The following is an 18,833-nucleotide window of genomic DNA, read 5'->3' on the forward strand; positions in this document are numbered from 1 at the left end:
CGGAGGCGCGCTGAGGGTCGCGCGCTGGTCCGGGCCCCGCGGGGTGCGCCGTGGCGGACCCGAGGGGCCCGCGAGCCGGGCTCCGGCGGTCGAGACCACCGGAAACCCGGCCACTGTTCATTTTCGGCCACTCACCCCGGCGGCGGTGGCCGGACGGCCGTGTGTCAGGCGCAGAGGACGCGGGTCTCGGGCGTGTAGACCGGGCCGCCGGTGGAGTTGCTGCTGTCGCTGAACTCGGCGTAGTAGTAGCTGTAGAAGCCGATGTTGCCGTTGCAGCCGGAGTCGGCGGCGACCTGGAGGGTCAGCGTGACGGTGCGGCTCTGGCCGGGCGGGATGGTGGCGCCGTAGTTGCCGCCGAGGTTGGCGGGACCGGTGCCGGCACAGGGGGTGCTGCCGGAGGCGGTGGCCAGGGAGCAGCCGGTGAAGCTGTACTTCAGGTCGGGACGCTGGGTGGTCAGCCAGGTGGGGTCGATCGTCTGGTAGACGAACCAGACGTCGTAGCTCTTGTTGTTGGTGAGCGTCATCGACAGCTGCACCGAGCCGCCGGGGGTGGTCGTGGCACTGCTGGTGCTGAACGTCAGCGCGGCCGGCGCGGGGTCGGCGCTCGCGGCCGGGGCGAGGCCGAACACGGCGAGGACGAAGGCGAGGACGGCGGCGAGGCCCAGGCGGCCCGTCAGAGGTGATCTCATGGCCCGGGAGGCTAGGCAGAACGTCCGTACGGCGTCTGCCCCGTCGGCAAGCGCCCGACGGCGATCGGCCGGAAGTGTTCGTCCCGGGGAGGTGCTGCGGGGAACCCGTGAAGGAAGATCACTCACCGTATACGGGCAGCATACGTGCCGTGTCCGCCGGGAAACGTCGCGCGTCATATTCGGCGGGGTGCGGGCCGCCCGTTTGGCGCGCACCCGACGTACCGGCCGGGCGCGCCGCCCCGCCCCGGCGCCCGGGACCGGTCCGTTTCCGGCCCGCGCGGCGCGTTCGTGCCGGTGGGACGGGGCCGCCCCGGGCCGGATCACCGCGGACGCGGAGCGCCCTGGGCGCCGGGGCGGTCCCGCCGCCGCGCCCCGGCTGCCTCCGCGGTCAGCACGAGCTCCAGCAGCCTCTCCCCGGGCGAGGCCTGGCCGGTCCTGTGGCGCAGGTGCAGGGTGAGGACGGCCAGCGTCCGCAGCTGCCGGGGCCGCTCGGCCGCGTCCTCGGGCAGCAGCGAGACGAGCTCCCGCTGGATCTCGACCACCCGTCGCAGGATGCCGACGTCGTGCAGCTGCGTGTAGCCGCCGTAGAGCGCCGTGGCCGCGTCCTGGCGGAGCCGGATCCGCCACCCCAGCGAGATGGCCGGGAGCAGCGGGGAGGCGAGCAGCTCCTCGACGGCCGCGGCCAGCGCGGCGAACCGCTCCGGCGTCGGGCCCTTCTCGAACGCCTCCTGCGCCGCGTCCGCGCGCGTCACGACCGGGTCCAGGCCGGCTTCGGCGCGGCGGCGGGCGGGCTCGGGCGGGGCCGCGTGCCCGGCGGGCTTCAGGAAGTCCGGCCACGGCCTGGCTTCGAAGTTGTGCAGCACCCGCAGCACGTCCCGGAGCATCCCGGTGGAGGTGACGAACTCCTCCAGGCCGGTCACCCGTCGGAAGCGGACCCCCTCCCGGGTCTCCGCCAGCGCCCGCGCCGCGTGTTCGGCGGTGCCGCGGGCGGTCGGGACGATCAGCACCGGAGAGGAGCTCTCCGGCCGGAGCATGAGGTAGGCCACGTCCTCGTACTCGGAGTGCGCGACGGTCATGGTGACCGGACCGCGTTCCTCGTCGAGGCCCAGGAGCGGCAGTTCGACGAACAGGGCCTGGTGCGGGGTCCGGTGCTGGAGGAGGACCACGCGCCGGCGCCCGGCGAGCCGCCGGTCGCCGAGCACGATCCGGCCGAGGTCGCCGCCGTCGCGCATGCACAGCGTCGTGTCGTCGTCGAGCTCCTCCAGCCATTCGTGCAGCCACATCGGCGACAGGTGACAGGCACGCTGTTCCCGCCAGGGCGAGATGAACCACAGGGCGGTCCCGCCCTGTTCCAGCCACATCGGTTCGCCGCCGACGGGCTCCACGCCCGGCACCGGCTGGGGAAGGCCGTTGTGCAGCACCTCGACCAGGGGGTAGCCGTGCAGTTCGTCGGTCGGGGGGTCGCGGTCGATCCGGCCGTGCGTGCAGGTGGTCTGCGTGAGGACGACCGACATCAGGGCGGGCTGGAGGCCAGGCATGACGGACGCCGGATGCGCCCAGATCCCGGAGAGCAGGTCCCGGCCCTCCTCCGGCAGCGAGGTGTCCTCCCTGAGCGGGCCGATCACGTTGTCCACCAGCCCGTCGAGCCATTCCCGGTCCGGGATGCCGGGAGGCGGCCCGCCGTACGGGAGCGGCTCCCCGTCGAGGAGTACGTCCGCGCACAGGCGGGCGGCCTCGTCGGGGCCGGCCTGCGCCAGGCGGTGCAGGACCTCGTCGGGCTGCGCCTCCAGGGCCCGGCACAGCACGGGGAAGCGGCGGTCCGGCCGGTTGCGCGGGGTGCGGAACCAGCGTTCGGCCCGCTGCGGCCGGTGGAGCCGCTGCGGCCGCCACTCGTCCAGGACGGGGACGGAGAGCGCGAGCCCGCCGAGGGCGAGGGCGACCCGCTCCCGCGTCCGCACGGGCAGGTCGCGGGTGCGCAGCCAGTCCAGGACCCCGGCGGCGTCGAGGTAGTCCTGCGGGTGCCGGGCCCGGTAGGCCTCCATGGCGGCGGGCTCGACGTGGAGGCCCGGCAGGAAGGTGGCGACCGCCTCGTGGGTGAAGCGGGAGGCCTGGACCGTGGTCGCGAGCAGCCGGGCGCACCTGTCGCGGACGGGCCCGGGCGGCCACGGGTCCATGGCGGAGGGGCTCAGGGCGAGCTGGAGCCGGCCCAGTTGGCTGGTCTTGAGCAGGACGTCGTGCGCGGTCTCGTGCGCGAGGATCTCGGAGAGCGGGTCGCCCTCGATGATCCGGTCGATGCTGACGAGGATGCGGCCGCTGCGGCAGAGGCCCGCCCAGTCACGGCTGAAGGTGAGGGTGCGTGCGGCGGAGTGCGGGTCTGACGGGTGCGGGTCCGGCATGGCGGGCCTTTCAGGGTGAGCGGTCCTCGCCGGGCGCCGCGGGCGGCGCGGCGCCCGCCGTCCCGGGGGCCGGCGGGGCGGGCTCGTGCTCGCGTCGTTCGTGGTCGTAGGGGAGGGCGGTGAGCGGCACGCCCTGCGCCCAGAACCGCGACAGCCGCCGCCCCAGCGCCCGTTCGGCGTCGGCGTCGTCGGGCAGCGGCAGGTGCAGGGCGGTCAGGAGGTCGAAGCGGTGCAGGTCGAAGGCCGCCGACAGGGCCTCCGCGTAGCCGCGCGCCGCCACCACGGCTCCGCGGTAGGCGATCCGGGCGGGCAGGAGGAAGGCCGCCGGGAGCAGCGGCCACCAGCCACCGCCGCCGAGGACGAGGGGGACGCTCAGCAGCCCGGTGGCCGCCGCCGTGACGCTCAGGCGGCACGCCAGGTCGAGCTGGTCGCGCCGGTCGTCGACGACGGCCCGGACCTGTTCGCCGAGGAGCGGGTAGAGCCGGGGCCACCACACCACCGCGTCGGCGCCGTAGGCGGCGCCGGCCGTCGCCTCTCCGGCGCGCAGCGTGTTGCCGAGCGCCGTCGGCAGCAGGGGCACCGGTGCGGGCGGGAAGCACCGCGCCAGCTGCCAGGCGGCGGCCAGCGCCCGCTGCCGCTCGGCCCCGCCCGGCCGGGCGGTGGCGACCTCCGCGGCCCGGGACAGGCGGTCCCGCGCCCGTTCCTGGAGCCGGACCCCGCACCGGGCGGCGGCGCGGGCCGGGCGCGGCCAGTACCCCTCCAGCAGCTGGACGAGCGGGGTCTGGAGCGGGTGCAGGAGGACGGCGAGGAGCAGCGCGCCCAGCGCGAGCCCGGCCAGTACGACGCCGGAGAGCCCCTGCACGCGGGCCAGGGCCCGGGAGGCCTCGATCGCGCCGCCGGGAGCGCGGGCGGCGCAGAGGGCCGCGAGCCAGAGCACGGCGGCGTACGTGGGCAGGTAGCCGACCAGCGTGAACCGTGAGGCCGCCAGCTGGGTCACGCCCGTGGCGAGCGGGGCCGGGGCGCTCACCGCCCGGCGGCCTCGTGCAGTCCCAGCGGCACCCGGTGCGCCGGGCAGGACGGCGGGACGCCCGGGTGGCGCGCGACGAGCACGGTCGCGTCGCCGTGCGGGCAGCGGAACTCCAGGAGCGACCAGGACACGGGCAGGCCGGGGAGGCTCGCCCCGTCACCGGTGCCGAGCGCGAACCCGCCCGCCGCGTCGCCCCCCGTGCGGTGCCCGGTGCCGTCGCCGGATCCGTCCCCGGATCCGTCCCCGGATCCGTCCCCGGATCCGTCCTCCAGGAGTACGTCTTCGTCCCCGTGGGCGTCCACCCACCGGAACGCCTCCGCCCCGAGGGCGACGACCACGGCCCGCACCCCGTCGGGCGCGGCGGCGAGCAGTCTCCGGGCGGTGTCCACGTCGCCCTCCCGGGGCTCCCCGGGGAACCCGCCCCGCCGGACCCACACCATCACGTCGCCGGCCTGCTCCCCACGGACGGTCCTCATGCGCGTTCCTTCCCCCACTCCACGACGGCTCACGGCCCGATGTGCGCCACATGATGCAGGGGTGGGAGGAGGTGTGTCCGGCCGTTGACCCCACTGGCGGCGATCCCGGGCGGACGGGCTCCTCGGAACGGCCGCGGGGCGGCGAGACGTTCGCACGGACGTCCGTCAGGAGGTCGTCCGTACGCGCCGCGGGCTGTCGGCGGCGGGTGCGAGCATGACCGCATGGACCTTGACGATCTTGACGCGCTGTTCTCCTCCCCCGCCGCGCTGCTGGCGGCCGATCCCGCCGCCCTCCGGGAACTGCCCGCCACGGGCGGCGGTGTGGGACGGGAGGCCTTCGGGCAGGCCGTCGCGGTGCTCGACGGGGCCGCGGTGACGCGCGCGGAGTTCGCGTCGTGGCTGCACTTCGGCGCGAAGGTGCTCGGCCACGAGGCGTACGCCCGGCTGGTCGCCGGGGCCGTGCCGGACATGCCGTGGCGGACCCTGTGGGCGTGGTGGCGGCCCGTCGGGGACTACCGGGCCCAGCCCAACCTGAGCGGGGGCGCGCACGTCGAGGTCCACGAAGGTCCTGACGGACGGGTGCTGTTGAAGCTGGAGGCGTTGTGGGCGGGTGAGCGGTGGCTGGATCCGGCCACCGGGGAGCGGGTCCCGGCGCCCGGGGACGGGGAGTTCGCCGAGCGGCCGTACGCGGCCGCCGTCGAGGAGGGGCACCCGCTCTTCGGCACGGAGGAGGACGGGGGCGGACCGCCGCAGCGGTACCGGCCCGAGACCTGGGAGGAGCCCGTGCCGCTCGGCGGGGGCCGGTTCGCGTTCGCCGAGGAGCGCGGGATCGTCGTGCTCGAACGGAACCCGGGCGGGGCGGCCGGGGAGGCCGGCGGGCCGGACGCCGTGTCCCGGGGGACGGGCGGGCCCTGGTTCGCCGGGCCGGCCTCCGGCGGGACGCCGCTCGGCACCGCCCGGCTGGCGGAGGCCTTCGGGGCGGACGGGGTCGTGGTCCTGCCCCGGGAGCGGCAGCCCGCGGCGCTGCTCCACTCCCCCACCCGGGAGGTGATCGCCGCCGCCGGACTGCCGCGCTGGTGGGCGGCGGGAGTGGCCTCCTTCTCCCTGGCGTGGACCGCGGAGGGGGCGCACGAGGTGCGGCCCGAGGAGAACGGCCTGCTGCGGCTCGGCGCCTTCGACCTGCGCTACAAGGACGAGGGCGTGGTGTTCGTCCACCCGGAGACGGGCGCGGTGTCGATGTCCCGCAACGGCGGGGAGCCGTTCCCGTTCGCCCGGGACGTGGAGACCTTCGTCCGGCTGCTGGAGGCCGTGTACCGCTTCATGGGCGCGTGCTGGAGCCCGTACCCGGGCGAGAACGGCAAGCGGGACTTCGTGCGCGAAGTGGCCGCCCTGGATCCCCTCGTGCTGGACGGGTCGGCACCCGCCGGGGACGTCTGGGAGCACCTGTTCGCGGCCGTCGTCGAGCTCGGCGCCTGGGGCCACTGAGGCCGGCCGCCCGCACCGGGCGGCCGGGGGCCGGGGCCGGGCCGCGCGGACCCTGCCGTACGCACCAAGCCCGTACGGACCCGGCCGTACGGGTCAGGCCGCGCGGGTCGCGGTGAGGAGCCAGCCCGTGCTGCCCAGCCGGACCGCGCCGTCCTCCTCGTACGCGCGGAAGGCCGATGTGAGGCGCTCCCGGGCGAGGGCCTGCCGGGCGGGGCCGACCGCGCCGAGCAGGTGGCGGCCGGGCCCGGAGTCGAGGAGGAAGCCGGCGGCCTCCGCGGCGGTGCGGCCCCAGGTCCCGTGTGCCCGGACGTGTGCGGCGCGGACGTCGCGCAGCCCCGCCTCACGCAGGAAGCCGGTCGCGGTGGCGGGGTCGGAGAGCGAGAACATGCCCGGCCCGCCGGGGACTCCGAAGCCGCCGGACGGCAGGACGTCGTCGAGGGCGGTGAGCGCCGTCAGCCAGTCGTTGCCCTCGGGCTCGGCCGCGCAGAGGAAGGCCACGCGGCCGCCGGGCCGCAGGGCGGAGGCGATGTTGGCGAACGCGGCGGCGGGGTCGGAGAAGAACATGACGCCGAACCGGCTGATCGCGACGTCGCGGGCCGCTGCGGGCAGGGGGTGGACCTGGGCGTCCCCGTGGGTGAAGGCGACGTTGGCGAGTCCCTCCCGCGCGGCGGCCGTACGGGCCTGTTCCAGCATGGGGCCCGAGAGGTCGAGGCCGAGGGCGTGACCGCGGTGGGCCGCCCGGGCCGCGAGCCGGGTGGTGGCGCCGGCCCCGCAGCCGATGTCCAGGACCCGGTCGTCGGGCCGGATCGCCGCGGCGGCGAGCAGGGGCTCGTCGAATCCCGCGTTGACGGCGTTCCAGCGGTCGTGGTGGGCGGCCCAGTGGGCGCCCTCGTAGCCGTTCCACGCCTGTGCCTGGGCGGTGTTGGCGGTGTCGGCGATGGGGGCGGTGTGGGCGGTGTGGGACGAGTGCATGCGCGATGACCTCCGGAGAGCGGGACACCCTTAGAATGGGCGCATGCCCAAACAGTATGGGCAAGTGCCCATACTGGCAATCCCCTTACACCGGGAGGATGTTGATGTCACCGCGAGGAGTGGCCATCGAAGGCCTGCGGGAGAGGCTCTTCGAGGCCGCGGACCGCGTCCTGGCCCGGGACGGGGCCGCCGCCCTGACCAGCAGGGCCGTCACCGAGGAGGCCGGCTGCGCCAAGGGAGTGCTGCACACCCACTTCGCCGGTCTGGACGCGTTCGTCGCCGAGCTCGTCCTCTTCCGCTTCGCGGCCGCCGCGGCCCTGTCGGAAGACCTCCCGTCCAGGGCGGGTTCGGGCGAGGTCGCGGACCGGCTCGCGGACGTGGCCTCGGCCGTGCTGTCCCTGGACCCCGGGCTCGTGGGCCTGGCCGTGACCCGGCCGGAGGCCGCGCGGCGGGTCCGGGAGGCGTGGGCGGCGGGCGCTCCGGGGTTCGACGCCCTCGAGCGGTCGGTCGGCGGCTACCTCCGGGCGGAGCAGGCCCTCGGGCGGGTGGCGGCCTCCGTGGACGTGGAGTCGGCCGCGCTGGCGCTGGTGGGGACGCTCCACCACCTGCTGATGACCGGCCCGCCCGGTTCGGAGGCCTCGTCCCGGGCCCGAGTGGCCCGGCTGGCGGAGGCGTTGACCGGCCCGGCCTGACCGGGGCCGGACCCCGCCGCTCCCCCGGGCCTGCCCCGGCGCCCCGCCGATCGCCGGGGCGCCGGCCGCCCTTCGGCCGGGGCGCCCGGAGCCCGGAGCCCGGGCCGTTCCTACCCCTCGGAGGCTCCCGTGAGGACGACGAGCTGCCGGGTCGCCCGGGTCATCGCCACGTAGCGGGCGACCGCGCCCGCGACCCCGGTGCCGAACTCCTGCGGGTCGACGAGAACGACCAGGTCGAACTCCAGCCCCTTCGCCAGCCCCGGGGTCAGCGACCGGACGCGGGACGTCGCGCGGAACGCGGGATCGCCGATGACACAGGCGACCCCCTCCGGGTGCGCCGCGAGCCAGGCGTCGAGGACCGCGTCCCGTTCCGCGGCGGACCCGTGGACGACGGGGATGCCGCTGCGGCGGATGGAGACCGGCACGTTGGCGTCCGGCAGGGCGGCCCGGATGACCGGCTCGGCCTCCTCCATGACCTCCTGCGGGGTCCGGTAGTTCACGCTGAGAGAGGCCATGGTGATCCGGTCGAGCCCGATCCGCTCCAGCCGCTCCTGCCAGCTCTCCGTGAACCCGTGCGCCGCCTGGGCCCGGTCCCCGACGATGGTGAAGCTGCGGGACGGGCAGCGCCGGAGCAGCATCTGCCATTCGGCGTCGGTCAGTTCCTGGGCCTCGTCCACGACGATGTGCGCGAACGGCCCGGCGAGCAGGTCCCGGTCGACGGCGGGCAGCACGGTCTCGTCGACCAGGCTGTCCCGGAGGTCCCGGCCGGCCAGCATCGTCACCGCGCCCTCGCCGTCGGCGTCGGCCGCGAGGACGCTGTCGATGACGCCGGCCATGCGCTCCCGTTCGGCGGCGAGGGAGGCCTCCTGCCGGCGCTTGCGCACGGACGCCTGCGAGTCGCCGAGCCGCTGCCGGGCCGCGTCCAGGAAGGGCAGGTCGGACAAGGTCCAGCGCTGGGCGTCGGCGCGCTGGAGCGTCCGCACTTCGTCACGGTCGAGCCAGGGGGCACAGGCGCGCAGGTAGGCCGGTACCGACCACAGGTCGCCGACGATCTCGGCCGGCTCCAGCATCGGCCAGGCGCGGTCGAGGGCCGTGACCAGTTCCCGGTTCTGCCGCAGCGACCTGCGGAACAGCTCGGACGGCACGCCGTCCTCGTCGTCCTCGCCGCCGCCCTCCGCGTCGTGCTTGTCCCGCAGGATCGCGACCAGCTCCTCCCAGATCTGCTCGCGCGCCTCGTTGTGCGGCGTACCCGGTTCGACCGCGTCGAACGCGGCGGCCCAGTCGTCGGCGGTCAGCCGGACGTCGGACCAGTGGGTGGTGACCGTCATCCCCCGGGCGGGCGGCTCCTCATAGAGGCGGACGGCCGCCTCGATCGCCTTCACCAGCTCGGCGGACGACTTCAGACGGGCCACCTCCGGGTCGGTCTCGGGGACCGCCCCGGCTCCCTCCTCGACGAGGTCCTGGACGAGGCAGGTCTGCACGCCGTCCTCGCCGAGGCTGGGGAGGACGTCCGAGACGTAGGAGAGGTAGGGGCGGTGCGGGCCGACGAACAGGACTCCGCCGCGCCGGTGGCCGAGGCGGGGGTCGGAGTAGAGCAGGTGGGCGGTGCGGTGCAGGGCGACCACGGTCTTGCCCGTGCCCGGTCCGCCGTCGACGACGAGGGCGCCCCGTGCGCCCGCCCGGATGATGGCGTCCTGGTCGGCCTGGATGGTTCCGAGGACGTCCCGCATGCGGGCGGAGCGGGTGGCGCCGAGGCCGGCGATGAAGGCCGACTGGTCGTCGAGCGCGGCGTGCCCTTCGAGCCCGTCGGCGGTGAACACCTCGTCCCAGTAGTCCCCGATCCGCCCGCCGTTCCAGCGGTAACGGCGGCGGCTCGCCAGGCCCATGGGGTCGGCGTGCGTGGCGGCGAAGAACGGCTCGGCGGCCGGGGAGCGCCAGTCGACCAGCAGCCGCCGGCCCGAGCTGTCGGTGAGGCCGAACCGGCCGATGTACAGGGGTTCGGGGTCGTCGGCGGCGACGATCCGGCCGAGGCACAGGTCCAGGCCGAAGCGGCGCAGCTGCCGCAGCCGCGCGGTCAGCCGGTGGACCTCCGCGTCCCGGTCCATGGCACCGCGTCCGATGCCGCCGGGGGCCCTGCGCGCGGCGTCGAGCCGTTCGGTGACCTCGGCGATCGTCTGCTCCAGGCTCCGCGCGAGCGCCGCGAAGTACGCCTCGTCGCCGGCGACGAGCAGGGGGTCGGCCTTGGCGGAGAGGCGGTCGGGGAGGTCGAAAACGCTGGTGGTCAGCGGGTGCACGAATGCGGCTCCGATCTGAGGTCGCGGGCGACCTGTGTGGTGCGGTGTCCTACGGGTCTTGCGGATCTCGCGGGCTCGCGGATCCGTGGGGCCTCGGGGATCCCGCGGTATCGCGGATCCCATGGGCCTTGCGGTCTTGCCGTCGTGCGGGTCTCTCCGTCTTGCGGTCGTGCCGTCTTGCCGTCGTGCGGATCCGGTGGGTCCTGCGGTCTTGCGGGCGCCGCCGTGCCCGCGGGCGGCGGGCCGGCGGGCGGGCCCGCTCGGTTCACACGGGGCGGGAAGCGGACGCGGTGACCGGCGGCCGCCCGCCGCCGGGCCCGTCGATCAGCAGCCGGGCCGCCACCGTCGTGCCGTCGGTGCGGACGGTGGCGGCCACCTCGGCGGCCCGTTCGCGGACCCCGGCGGCCAACGCCGCGCCGAGCGCGGCCGACAGGGAGCCGGGGTCCGCGAACGGGCCGTCGTGCTCCACGCCGATGCCCAGGGCGCGGACCCGGCCGGCCCAGTACGGCTGGTCGCCTCCCCCGGCCACGACCACCTGGGGCGCCCCGGCCAGGGCGGCGGTCGTGGTGGTGCCCGCACTGCCGTGGTGGACGACCGCGGCCACCCTGCGGAACAGCGCCTGCTGGTTGACCTCGCCGACGAGGAAGCAGTCGTTCCCGGCATCGGCCGGCAACGCCAGCCCGGCCCAGCCGCGCGAGACGACCGCCCGCCGGCCCAGGGCACGGACGGCTCCGACGGCCACCCGGGCGGCCTCCGCCGGATCGGGCAGCGGCGTGCTGCCGAATCCCACGTACACCGGCGGCTCACCGGCGTCGAGGAACTCCAGCAGGGCGGCGGGGAGCGGGCGCTCGTCCGGCAGGATCCACGCCCCGGTCCGCACGACGTCCGGGCCCCCCGGCTCCCACGGGGAGAGGACCGGGTCCGTGGCCAGCCACGGGCGGTCGGTGAAGGCGTAGTCGCGTACGGAGTCCACGGGCGGCAGGCCGGCGGACGCCCGGTGGGAGTTGAGCATCCCGCCGAACATCGTGTGCGCGATACGGGCGTCCTCGTCCCACAGGGTCCGGCTGGCGACCGTCTCCGGCGGGACCGGCTGCCCCCGCCGTACGGGCGGCCTGCGGTGCGGCGAGGGAAGGCTGACCGGCTGGTGGCTCGCGTGGACGTAGCGGATGCCGAGCAGGTCGGCGACGGACCGCGCGGCGGACGCCACCGGCAGCGGACCGGTCACCACCAGCGCGTCGCATCCGCGGGCCGCCGCGGCGACCGTGCCGAACTGAACGGCCATCAGCTCGGAGGCGCGTTCCGCCAGTCCCGCCGCCGACCCCGGCGTCACCGTGGTCACCAGCGGCCGCACCGGGCGCCCGGCAGGCACGGTCTCCACCCCGGCGCCGGCCACCCGCTCCTGAAACTCCTCGTCCGGCGGCGCGCACACGCTCACCTCGGCTCCCAGCTCCCGCAACCGCACGGCCAGCGCCGCGACCGGCTCGACACTGCCGCGCGACCCGTACACAGAGAACACCACACGCACGTTCCGACTCCCCTGACCTTCATGTCCTTGGCTCAGGCCGGTGATTCTGCTGCACGACCGGGGCCTTGCCACAAGCCCCCGGGTGCGCTATAAGTTGAGAGTGGCAAGGAGTGGGTGTCCCTCCTTGCCTTCGTCGTTTCCGCAGCCCGTCGCGTGTCGTCGCCGCGACCCGGAGCGCCGCTTCCGCCGTCCCACGTGGACGAACCCGCTCCACGACAGGGTGCGCAGCCCTCGGAATCCCGCCATCACCCCGCCGCCGGCCACCCCTTGCCCGGGGGCGGATCACTCGCTCCCGGGAGGCGGTTTCAGGCCGTCGTGGCCCCGATGCGACGGAGCTCCGGCGGAGCCCGCCCCGACGGGGCCCGGAGCCGGACGCGTTGCACCGGGTTTCAGTCAACGTCCTTGATTTCACATGGAGTTACGCCGGAATGTCGAAAAGCGTCCGCTGCGCCCGGATCGCCCTGGGAGCTACCGTTGCGAACGTTCGTCCGTACCACGATCCAGCCACCACATGTCGTCCCACACCCTGGGGAGTTCTCATGGCAGATTTCGACGCGGCGACGTCCTTCGAGGCCCACGACCTGGACCTCGGCGGCATCACCGTCACGGCTATGCGCGACACCGCGGGCGTTTCGGCCTTCGCGGCCGGCTCGTCCACCTCCACCTGCGGCATTCCCACCGCCACCGCCTGCCAGTGCGTGACCCAGCAACCGCAGACGGTTCCCGGCGTCATCTGAGCGACCCCGCCGACGCCCGTTCCGGTGCCCGGGTCCGGGCCCGGGACGGGCCGTCGGCTTCCCACCCCCGACCAGGCCGAGCCGGAAGGACCCGGGACGCCATGAATCGCCCCTCCCCCGCCGTGCGCACCTCCTCGTACGCCCTGGTGCGCGCGACGACGCTCACCCACCCCGCGCAGTCGCCGCAGGCGGCGGCCTTCCGCGACGCGCTCGGGGAACTGACGCTGCTGGAGGGCGCGCTGGGCCGGCTCGTTCCCGCTCTGACCGACGCCCTGTACGCGAGCCGGGGCGGCCATCCCGACACCTTCCACCGGGACGTGGTGCTGCCGCTGCGCCGCGCCCTGCACAACGGGCGGGAACCCCGGCCCGCGCTCCTCGACGCGCTCGGTGATCTGCCCGGGCGGGTTCCTCCGCTGCGGGAGTGGCTGGAGCTGCGCGGCCGGGCCGCCGCCCTGCGGGAGCGGCTGCGCGGCTCGGCCGCGGCCGCGCTGGCGGCGGAGCGCCGGGCCCTGGCCGCCCAGTGCCGCGAACCGGCCCTCGCCCTCGCCGCCTCGGCGACCAGCGCCGAACTGCTGGCCGCCGTCGAGCGGGCCGGCGCGGGGGCGGCCGGTCAGCGCGCCCGCAAGGAGGAGCCCGGGGTACTGCGGCACGCCGTGCGCGCCGCCACCCGCAGCAGTCCCGTGTCCTGGTACACCGCTGTCGGCTGGGGACCGCTTCCGGCGGGGCCCGGCGCGCGGGAGGCGGCGGGCTCCGACTGGGGGGCGGGCGACCTTACGGGCCCGCTCGGCAACCCGGTGCGTACCAGCCGGAGCCTGGTGGCCGCCCTGTGCGAGGCGCTGCTCCGCGACCCCGTCCGGCGGGCCCGCCTCCCGCACCGGATGGCGAGTGCGGCCCGCACGGCCGCGGGGCGCGCCACCTTCGCCCGGAACCGCGGCCTCTCCACCGTCGGCCGCTTCGTCGTCCCCGGCCAGGACGAGGTCGAGGTCGCGGCGACCGCGCCCCTGGAGCGGGTGGCCGGGCTGTGCCGCACTCCGCTGACGCCGGCGCGGCTGGCGGCGGAGCTGGCCGCTCCGCAGGACCGCCCGGCGGCCGAGGCGTACGTGGAGCAGCTGGTGGACGCCGGACTGCTGGTCCCCGTACCGCCCGTCGGACCCCAGGAGGCCGATCCGCTGGGGCGGCTGGCCGCCTGGCTGCGCGACGGCGGCGGGTCCGGTGACGGCGGCCTGGCGGCGCGGATCGACGAGATCGCCGATGCGACGGGGAAGTTCGCAGCCGCCGGCCCCCGCGAGCGCACCGTGCTGCTCGCGCTGCTGCGCGAGCGGTGGACGGCCCTGCTGGCCTCGGCGGGACGGGCGCTGCCGCCGGAGGACCCGATGCCGCCCGTGCTGACGGAGGACGTGACGGCCCGGCATCCGGTGGACACCGGCGGGCTGTTCACCGCCGAGGACCACGAGGCGCTGCGCGAGGTCGCCGCCCTGGCCGAGCTGTACGACCTCGGGCACCTGGTGCGCCGGGCCCTGCGCGACCGCTTCGTCGCGCGCCACGGCCCGGGCGGTGTCTGCCACCCCGTCTGGGACTTCGGGCCCTCGACGGTCGCGGCCTGGGAGGACACCGTACGGGACGCGCTCCTCACCCCGGCGGAAGGGCTCGGCTCCCTGCCGACCCGGGCGGCCGAACTCGTGGGCCTGCGGGCCTCGTTCGAGGCGGAACTGCGCGAGCGGGCCGCGCTGCGGGAGGATCCGGACGCGGACGTGGTGCTGCCCGCCGAGCTGGTCGGGGCCTACGCGGCCCGGCTGCCCTGCTGGGCGGCGGCGCGGCCGCTGTCGTACGCGCACTTCCTCCAGCGGGACGCCCGGCGCGGGCTGCTCGCCCTGAACCACCTCTACGGCGGCTGGGGCCGGACCGGCAGCCGCTTCTTCGGCCTGCTCGGCCCGGAGGCGGTCGCGGCGGTCACCCGGGAGGTCGCGCTCGGGGCCGGACCCGGCGCGCGGACGGTGCAGTTCCGGCCCGTCCAGGGCTTCAACGCCAACCTCCAGCCCCGGTTCATGCCGGAGGAGATCGTCTCCGAGGAGTACGGCCCGCGGGGTGCGGACGGTGCCGACGGCCGGCCGCCGCTGCGCGACTCCGACGTGGAACTGGTCCACGACGAGGACACCGACCAGGTGCGCCTGCGCCTGCGGGACACCGGCGAGCTGCTGGACGTCTTCTACCCCGGACTCCTGGTGAGCGGTCTGCTCCCCACCCGCAACGCCCCGCTGGTCCACGATCACCCCGAGGGGGTCGTCTCCTTCGCCTCGCTGGTGCCCCGGACCGTCACCGAGGTCCCCGGCGGGCCCCTGGTGCGCACGCCCCGGCTGCGCCACCGGCACATCGTGCTGCGGCGGCGCCGCTGGAAGCTCGCGGCCGGCACCGTCGAAGCCCTGCGGGCCGCGCTGGCCGCCGACGGGGCCGACGGCGAGGTCCCGTTCGCCGCGGCCGCCCGCTGGCGGGCCCTGCTGGGCGTGCCCGACCAGCTGTTCCTGCACCCGCCGCTGGTGACGGCCGCGGAGGCCGCGGCGGCGGAGTCCTCCTACCGGCAGGCGCTGCCCAAGCCGCAGTTCGTCGACCTCGGCAACGCCCTGCACCTGCGCTGCCTCGACCGGTGGCTCGCCCGCCATCCCGACGGGCTGGTCCTGGAGGAGGCCCTGCCCGCGCCCGGCGGGCGGGAGGTTGCCGCCCGCGCCGTCGAGGTCGTCGTGGAGACCTACCGTGCGGGAACCGCGGAGAACGCGGAGAACGCCGAGAACGCGGGGAACGCCGGGAACGCGGCGGACTCCGGTGCCGCCGGGCGCGCCGGGGGCGTGTCGTGACCGCCGCGCCGCCCCGCGCGGCCGCCGCGCCCGCCACCGCCGGCGCGGCCCCGGAGCCCGACGGCCTTGAGGCCCTGCGGCACTGGCGGCTGCGGCCCGGGGTCACCGCGAGCCCCCTCGACGGGGGTCTCCACCTGCGGGGCTGGAGCAGCAGCGTCACCCTGGAGGGCAGCCCCGCGCTGCCGGCGCTGTGGCGGATGCTGGAGGAGGCCCTGCGGACGGGCGGCGCGGCGGAACTCGCCGCCCGCGCCGGGGCCGGTACGCCGCTGCGTGCCGCGCTGTGCACCCTGATCGGGCAGCTCCACGCGCACGGGATGCTGGTCGAGGACCTGGCACCGCCCGCGGGAAGCCCGGCGGCCGACTGGCTGCTCGCCGTCGCCGACCACCCCGCCGAGGCGGGCGCCGCCCTGGCCGGCGCCCGGGTCGACGTACGGGCCGCCGATCCCGGCGGGCCCCTGGCCCGGGCCGCCGTACGGGCCCTGGCGCGCGCCGGGATCACGGCGGCCCCGGCCGCGCCCGCGGCCCTGGCCCCGGGCCGGGTGCTGCTCGGCGCGGCCGCCGCCGACGGCACGCGGTGGGCGGTGGGCGCGCTGGCCGGCCCCGGCGGGGCGTTCGTCACCCCGGTCGGCGATCCCGCCGGCGCGGAGGCGGACACGGCCGCGCTGGCCGAACGGCTCGGGCTCGGCACAGGGCCCGGCACGGGGCCCGGCTCCCCGGCCGTCCCCCGCCCGGCGCTGACCGCCCTGGTGGCGGGTGCGGCCGCGCAGCGGCTGCTGTGCGCGGTGGCGGGACTGCCCGACCCGGCCTCCGAGGACACCGACGGCCCGCGGCCCCGGCCGCCGAGGTTCCCCTCGGTGCTGGTCGCCGGGGAGCACCCGCTGCGGTCGGCCTACCACCCCTGGCCGCGGGGCGGCCCGGAGCCGGCCGCCCTGCCGCCCGGCACGCTCGCCGAGGCGCTGGCCGGTGCGGCCGCGCTGGGCGACGAGCGGCTCGGGGTCGTCGAGGCACCGCTGACCGGGGCGCTGCCGCAGCTTCCGGTGGCGCTGGCGGGCTGCACCGCGCCGGACGGCGGGCTCCTGACGGCCGGTGCCGCCCGGGCCGACCTCGCCCGCCTCGACGCCGTGTGCCGGGCCGCCGAACTGCGGTGCGGCGGCCGGGACGTGGTGGTCGGGGCTGGGCCCGGGCACGCGCTGGGGCGGGCGCTGCGGCGTGCCGCGCTGCGGCTGCCGGACGCGGGGGCCGCGCCCTGGGACCCGTACGGGCAGGGGCATCCGCAGGCCCGCCACTGGTGGGGCGTGCTGACGCGCCGGCTGGGGATCCGGGCGGAGCTGAGCGTGACCCCGCTGGACGCGGAGGGCACCGCCCACCGGGCAGCCGTACGCGGGGGCGGTGCGCCGGGGCGGCTGCTCGGGCAGGCGGTGGAGGCCACCGCCGGGGACGCGGCCGCGTTCGCGGTGCTGGCCGCGGTGGTCCGCGTACAGGCCACCCGGCATGATCCGGCGGTCCGTCACCTCACGTCACCGGGCGGGGAGTCGTGCCCGCTGGCCACCGCCGGAGCGGTCCTGGCGCCCTGGGAGGACGAGCGCTGGGCCGCCGGCTGGTGGGCGGCCGTCGCCGGGCGCGAGGCCGGCCTGCACACCGTCCTGCGGGAGCTGACCGGGCTGAGCGCCCACCCGTGGGAACCCACCGGACCCGGGGCGCGCACCGTCGTCGCCGCGCTGCGCGGATGCGGGTTCGCCGTCCTGGGAGGATCCCTGTGAACCCGTCCCCGCCGGCCGTCACCGGCACCCCGCTCGGGGCGGCCCTGGCCGCGCTCGGGCTGACCGTCCTCGACGCGCCGGGCGCGCTCGCCACCACGGCGGGCCGGGCCGTGGTCGTCCTGGACGACTGGTCCCTGGAGACCGCCGCCGCCCTGTCCCGGCACGCGCTGCGCCACCCGGTGACCCTGGTCCCGGTGCGCGGCGACGGCGCGCTCACGGTGATCGGCCCGGTGCTGCGGCCCGGTGCGGTGGGCTGCCTCTCCTGTACGGAGTACCGCCGGCTCGCCACGATCGGCGGCCGCGTCCCCTGGCACAGTCCCGGGCTGCGGCTGGGCGGCCGCCCCTCCCCGGCCCTCGCGGACGCCGTCGCGGCGCTGGCCGCCGAGCTGCTGGCGGAGCCCGCTCCGGAGCCGGATGCCGGGGCGGCGGTGCGGGTCGTGCACGGCGGCCGGGCCGGCTGGAGCGGCCACGTGTTCCGGCCGGTCGGGGGCTGCGAGGTGTGCCTGCCGCTGCCCGACGACGACGCCGCGTCGGCCCGGCTCCGCCCGGCCGGGCGGCCGCTGCCGGATCCGGGGGTGCTGCGCGGCGCCAACGACCGTACGGACCGGGCCGGTCTGCGGGCGGAGCTGTACGACGAGCGGTTCGGGCCGGTCCACCGGGTGGTGCGCACCGAGGACTCGGTGCACAGCCTGACCAGCGCCTACGTCACCCTCGGACGGGAGCTCCCCGACAGCGGCCACGGCCGGTCCGGGGACTACGACAGCAGCGAGCGGGTGGCGCTCTTCGAGGGCGTCGAGCGGCTCACCGGGATGAGCCCGCACGGGAAGCGGACCGTACTGCGGGCGCCCTACGCCGAGTTGGGGCCGGAGCGGGCCGTGGACCCGGAGCGGCTGGGGCTGCCCGACCCGGCCCACCACGGCCATCCCGCGTCGCCGACGGTCCCGTACGCCCCGGACCTGGAGCTGGACTGGGTGCACGGCTGGTCGCTCACCCGGGCGCGCCCGGTCGCCGTGCCCGAGCACGTCGCGTACTGGGACCCGAGCCCGGGCCGGCCGCGCGTGGTCTACGAGTGCTCCAGCGGCTGCGGTCTCGGCAACAGTCCGGAGGAGGCCGCCCTGTACGGGCTGTTCGAGGTCGCCGAGCGGGACGCGTTCCTGATGGCCTGGTACGCGAGGACCCCGCTGCGCCGGATCGCGCTGCCGGACGAGGACCCGGAGGTGCTGCACCTCGCCGACCGGGCGGAGCTCGCGGGCTACGGACTGGCGCTGCTGGACGCCACGAACGACTTCGGCGTCCCGGCGGTCGTCGCGGTCGCCCGGCACACCGATCCCCGTTCGGCCGCGCCGCAGGTGTTCGTGGCGGCCGGGGCGCACCACGATCCGCGCGTCGCGATCCGCTCGGCCGTGGTGGAGGTGGTGGTGAACGTCTTCAACGCCCCGGCGCGGCTGCGGGCGGAGCCCGGGACCTGCGATCCGGGCCGGCTGCGGCCGATGCTGGAGCGGCCCGAGCTGGTGGTCACCCTCGCCGACCACACCGCGCTGTACGGGCTGCCCGAGGCCCGGCCGCGGCTGGACTTCCTGTGCGAGGGCGACGACCGGCCGACGCCGTGGCGGGAGGCCTGGCCGGGTGCGCCCGGGCCGGTCGCGGACCTGGCGGGGCTCCTGGACTCGACGGTGCGGCGGCTGGCGGGCGCCGGGCTGGAGGTGATCGTCGTCGGCCAGGACGAGGCGGGCGTGCGCGGGCGCCTCGGCCTGCACACGGCCAAGGCGGTGGTCCCGGGCGCCCTGCCGATGACCTTCGGGCACGTCAACCGGCGTACCCGGGGGCTGCCCCGGCTGCTGGAGGTCCCGCACCGGCTGGGCCGCGCCGCCGGGCCGCTGCGCCACGACGCGCTGCCCCTGCATCCGCACCCCTTCCCGTGAGGAGCCGTA

At 77.0% G+C, this 18,833-nt stretch carries 13 protein-coding genes; 6 read left to right on the forward strand and 7 right to left on the reverse strand.

From position 1 onward, the window contains the following. Positions 1-164: 164 nt before the first annotated feature. From AC069X_RS05560 to AC069X_RS05575, 4 genes are all read right to left on the reverse strand, one after another. Positions 165-689, reverse strand: coding sequence for a hypothetical protein (locus AC069X_RS05560; RefSeq protein WP_478725407.1), 525 nt, complete (start codon positions 687-689; stop codon positions 165-167). A gap of 320 nt (positions 690-1,009) precedes the next feature. After that, complete coding sequence (locus AC069X_RS05565; protein WP_478725409.1) at positions 1,010-3,085, reverse strand: hypothetical protein; 2,076 nt, start codon at positions 3,083-3,085, stop codon at positions 1,010-1,012. A gap of 10 nt (positions 3,086-3,095) precedes the next feature. Beyond that, positions 3,096-4,112, reverse strand: a complete 1,017-nt coding sequence (locus tag AC069X_RS05570; RefSeq protein ID WP_478725411.1) for a hypothetical protein — start codon at positions 4,110-4,112, stop codon at positions 3,096-3,098. Beyond that, complete coding sequence (locus tag AC069X_RS05575; protein WP_478725413.1) at positions 4,109-4,588, reverse strand: hypothetical protein; 480 nt, start codon at positions 4,586-4,588, stop codon at positions 4,109-4,111. Before AC069X_RS05575 ends, AC069X_RS05570 begins: the two co-directional genes overlap by 4 nt. Positions 4,589-4,810: 222 nt before the next feature. Between AC069X_RS05575 and AC069X_RS05580 the strand changes: the two genes are divergently transcribed. Beyond that, positions 4,811-6,073 (forward strand): SUKH-4 family immunity protein, encoded by a 1,263-nt coding sequence (locus AC069X_RS05580; protein WP_478725415.1) that lies wholly within the window; start codon positions 4,811-4,813, stop codon positions 6,071-6,073. A gap of 93 nt (positions 6,074-6,166) precedes the next feature. On the opposite strand, the gene AC069X_RS05585 is transcribed toward AC069X_RS05580, so the two are convergent. Further along, the gene (locus AC069X_RS05585; protein WP_478725766.1) at positions 6,167-7,012 is read right to left on the reverse strand and encodes a class I SAM-dependent methyltransferase; all 846 of its coding nucleotides are present in this window, start codon (positions 7,010-7,012) and stop codon (positions 6,167-6,169) included. Between the two features lie 137 nt (positions 7,013-7,149). Here AC069X_RS05585 and AC069X_RS05590 point away from each other — a divergent pair, with 137 nt between their 5' ends. Further along, positions 7,150-7,737 carry a TetR family transcriptional regulator gene (locus AC069X_RS05590; RefSeq protein ID WP_478725417.1) on the forward strand — a complete coding sequence of 196 codons (588 nt, stop codon included), beginning with the start codon at positions 7,150-7,152 and terminating at the stop codon, positions 7,735-7,737. Positions 7,738-7,847: 110 nt separating this feature from the next. Here AC069X_RS05590 and helR read toward each other — a convergent pair whose 3' ends face one another. Both helR and AC069X_RS05600 read right to left on the reverse strand, forming a co-directional pair. Next, positions 7,848-10,031, reverse strand: a complete 2,184-nt coding sequence (gene helR / locus AC069X_RS05595; RefSeq protein ID WP_478725419.1) for an RNA polymerase recycling motor ATPase HelR — start codon at positions 10,029-10,031, stop codon at positions 7,848-7,850. Between the two features lie 265 nt (positions 10,032-10,296). Continuing rightward, complete coding sequence (locus tag AC069X_RS05600; protein WP_478725768.1) at positions 10,297-11,550, reverse strand: glycosyltransferase; 1,254 nt, start codon at positions 11,548-11,550, stop codon at positions 10,297-10,299. A gap of 545 nt (positions 11,551-12,095) precedes the next feature. On the opposite strand from AC069X_RS05600, the gene AC069X_RS05605 reads away from it, so the two are divergent. The 4 genes from AC069X_RS05605 to AC069X_RS05620 all read left to right on the forward strand — a co-directional run bounded on the left by AC069X_RS05605 (position 12,096) and on the right by AC069X_RS05620 (position 18,824). Continuing rightward, entirely contained in the window at positions 12,096-12,293 is a 198-nt protein-coding gene (locus tag AC069X_RS05605) for a thiopeptide-type bacteriocin (protein WP_007268133.1), read from the forward strand. A 101-nt stretch (positions 12,294-12,394) separates the two neighbouring features. After that, the gene (locus AC069X_RS05610; RefSeq protein WP_478725422.1) at positions 12,395-15,142 is read left to right on the forward strand and encodes a lantibiotic dehydratase; all 2,748 of its coding nucleotides are present in this window, start codon (positions 12,395-12,397) and stop codon (positions 15,140-15,142) included. Further along, complete coding sequence (locus AC069X_RS05615; protein WP_478725424.1) at positions 15,139-16,902, forward strand: hypothetical protein; 1,764 nt, start codon at positions 15,139-15,141, stop codon at positions 16,900-16,902. The genes AC069X_RS05610 and AC069X_RS05615 overlap by 4 nt, the downstream gene beginning before the upstream one ends. Next, on the forward strand, positions 16,899-18,824 hold the full coding sequence (locus tag AC069X_RS05620; RefSeq protein ID WP_478725426.1) for a TOMM precursor leader peptide-binding protein: 1,926 nt from the start codon (positions 16,899-16,901) through the stop codon (positions 18,822-18,824). The genes AC069X_RS05615 and AC069X_RS05620 overlap by 4 nt, the downstream gene beginning before the upstream one ends. The last annotated feature ends 9 nt before the right edge of the window (positions 18,825-18,833 follow it).

The organism is Streptomyces sp. NPDC043896 (assembly GCF_056435605.1).